We start from the raw sequence: 2,919 nt of genomic DNA on the forward strand, positions 1-2,919 counted from the left end.
GGCCGACGGTCAGGTCGTCATCACCGAACGCCCCGCAGGAGACCCCCGATGAGCGAGCACGTGTTCCCCCTCGACGACGCCCGCCTGCTCGTCGAGCGGGCGCTGGACGAAGACCTCGGCGACGGCACCGACGTCACCACCGTCGCGACCATCCCGGAGGAGCAGGAGTCGGTCTCGCACCTCGTCGCCCGTGCTGACGGAGTCGTCGCAGGGCTGCCGGTCGTCGCGCTCGTCGTCGAGGCGGTCGACGCCCGCCTGGGCACCGGGGTCGTCTGGGTCGACCTGCACGTCGACGACGGGGATGCCGTGGTGCGCGGTGACCACCTCGCCACCCTTCGCGGGTCGACCCGCACGACGCTGATCTCCGAACGCACGATCCTCAACGTGCTCTCGCGCACGTCCGGGGTGGCCACGCACACCCGTCGGTGGGCGGATGCCTTGGCCGGGTCGGGCGCGATGGTGCTCGACACGCGCAAGACGACCCCCGGCATCCGGGCGCTGGAGAAGTACGCCGTGCGCTGTGGCGGCGGCACGAACAAGCGCATGGGGCTCTACGACGTCGCGATGATCAAGGACAACCACAAGCTCGCCGCCGGTGGGCTGACGGCCGCGTACGACAGCATCCGGGCGGCGTTCCCGCACGTCGACATCCAGGTCGAGGTGACGACGACGGCCGAGGCGCTCGAGGCGGTTGCGGCCGGGGCGCGGTTCCTGCTGTGCGACAACATGTCGACCGACCTGCTGCGCACGACCGTGGATGCCGTGCGCGCCACGGGCGAGTACGTCGAGGTCGAGGCCACGGGCGGGCTGACCCTCGAGGTGGCTGCGGAGTACGCGGCGACCGGGGTGGACTACCTGTCGGTGGGGGCGCTGACGCACTCCTCGCCGATCCTCGACATCGCCCTGGACCTCGATCCCGACCCGAGCTAGCCCCTGCCCCGCCTGAAACCCGACTTCGTGCGACTTGGGTGCGGTGAAGGGCCGGGTTGATGCCAATCTGCGCACCGAAATCGCACGAAGTCGGAGGTTGGGGGGCGACGGTCAGGCGTCGACGATGACCGGGATGACGAGCGGGCTGCGCCGGTGGGTGCGGTGCGCCCAGTTCGACACGGCCCGGCGCACGAGGTCCTCGATCTGCTCGAGGTCCTCGATGTTGTCGTTCGCCGCCTTGGTCAGGGCGTTCTGGATGGCCGGGGTCGCGCCGGAGAAGTCGAGCAGGTCCGGCGGGAAGCCGTGGGCCAGGTAGTCCGGGTCCTCGGTGAGCTTGCCGGTGTCGGGGTCGGCGATGCAGACCACCGTGACGACACCCTCCTCGGCGAGGGTGCGCCGCACGTGCAGCGTCTCCTCGGTGGCTCCGCCGACCGTCATCGAGTCGACGTAGACCAGGCCCGCAGGCACCGTGCCGGTGATCTTCGCGCGGCCATCGACGAGGTCGATGACGCTGCCGTCCTGGGCGATGAGGACGCGGTCCTTCTCGGCGCCGGTGCGGATGGCGATCTCGGCGTTGGCCTGAAGGTGACGCCACTCGCCGTGCACGGGCAGCACGTTGGTGGGCTTGAGGATGTTGTAGCAGTACGCGAGCTCGCCGGCGCTGGCGTGCCCGGACACGTGCACCTTGGCATTGCCCTTGTGCACGACGTTGGCGCCCCAGCGGGTCAGCTCGTTGATCACCCGGTAGATGGCGTTCTCGTTGCCCGGGATGAGCGAGGAGGCCATGAGCACGGTGTCGTTCGCGGCGATGCTCACCGGGTGGTCGCGGTTGGCCATGCGTGCCAGGGCGGCCATCGGCTCACCCTGCGAGCCGGTGGCGACGATGCACTGCTGGTCGGGGCGCAGCCGGTCCAGGGCCTTGAGGTCCTTGACGACGAGCCCGTCGGGGATGTTCAGGTAGCCCAGCTCGCGGGCGATGCCCATGTTGCGCACCATCGAGCGGCCGACGAACGCGACCTTGCGGCCGTGGCTGTGGGCGGTGTCGAGCACCTGCTGGATGCGGTGCACGTGGCTCGCGAAGCTCGAGACGATGACACGACCCTTGGTGTTGCGGAACGCCGTGTCGATGGCCGGGGCCAGCTCACCCTCGGAGATCATGAAGCCGGGGACCTCGGCGTTGGTGGAGTCGACGAGGAACAGGTCGACACCCTCCTCGCCAAGCCGGGCGAAGGCCCGCAGGTCGGTGACCCGGCCGTCGAGCGGGAACTGGTCCATCTTGAAGTCGCCGGTGTGCAGCACCAGGCCAGCAGCGGTGCGGATGGCCACCGCCAGACCGTCGGGGATCGAGTGGTTGACCGCGATGAACTCGAGGTCGAAGGGACCCATCGGGCGGCGGTCACCTTCGGCGACGACCACCGAGCGGGGGGTGATCTTGTGCTCGGTGAGCTTGGCCTCGAGCAGTGCCAGGGTCAGGCGGGAGCCGACGACGGGGATGTCCGGGCGCTCGCGCAGCAGGTAGGGCACGCCGCCGATGTGGTCCTCGTGGCCGTGCGTGAGGACGATGGCATCGACCTTGTCGAGCCGGTCCCTGATCCAGGTGAAGTCGGGGAGGATGACGTCGACCCCGGGCTGGCTCTCGTCGGGGAAGAGCACGCCGCAGTCGACGATGAGCAGGCGACCCTGGTGCTCGAAGACGGTCATGTTGCGGCCGATCTCGCCCAGGCCGCCCAAGGGGACGACCCGCAGGCCGTTCGGCGGCAGCTGGGGCAGCGACCCGCTGCTCTTGCGGCGCGGTGACCGGCGGCTCATCGGGCGGCCTGCACTGCGAGGGAGATGGAGATCATGGGGTGGTGACGCGTCACTGGGGGCCTTCCGGCTGGGGGATCGATGGCTGCGCAGCACAGTGCGCGGGGTGGAACAGGTCTGGGTGGGCGGCTCGCGCCCGACAAGGTCGAGTCTGCCACCGCAAGGCGCCGCGACCGGCATCCG

At 70.1% G+C, this 2,919-nt stretch carries 2 protein-coding genes; one reads left to right on the plus strand and one right to left on the minus strand.

All coding sequences use genetic code 11. The features are described 5' to 3' along the window. Window positions 1-48 precede the first annotated feature (48 nt). Window positions 49-930 (plus strand): carboxylating nicotinate-nucleotide diphosphorylase, encoded by an 882-nt coding sequence (gene nadC, locus PLL68_RS13530; RefSeq protein ID WP_324534943.1) that lies wholly within the window; start codon window positions 49-51, stop codon window positions 928-930. Between the two features lie 111 nt (window positions 931-1,041). Here the strand turns inward: nadC and PLL68_RS13535 are convergent, their stop codons facing one another. Continuing rightward, window positions 1,042-2,739 (minus strand): ribonuclease J, encoded by a 1,698-nt coding sequence (locus PLL68_RS13535; protein ID WP_324534945.1) that lies wholly within the window; start codon window positions 2,737-2,739, stop codon window positions 1,042-1,044. Window positions 2,740-2,919: the final 180 nt, after the last annotated feature.

Origin of the sequence: Ornithinibacter sp., from assembly GCF_035443565.1 — a bacterium.
In the GTDB taxonomy this organism is placed as follows: Bacteria; Actinomycetota; Actinomycetes; order Actinomycetales; family Dermatophilaceae; genus Fodinibacter.

Coding starts and splice junctions, on each gene's coding strand:
- PLL68_RS13535 (WP_324534945.1), bottom strand. CDS start 2,739: ATGAGCCGCCGGTCACCGCGCCGCAAGAGCAGCGGGTCGCTGCCCCAG.
- nadC (WP_324534943.1), top strand. CDS start 49: ATGAGCGAGCACGTGTTCCCCCTCGACGACGCCCGCCTGCTCGTCGAG.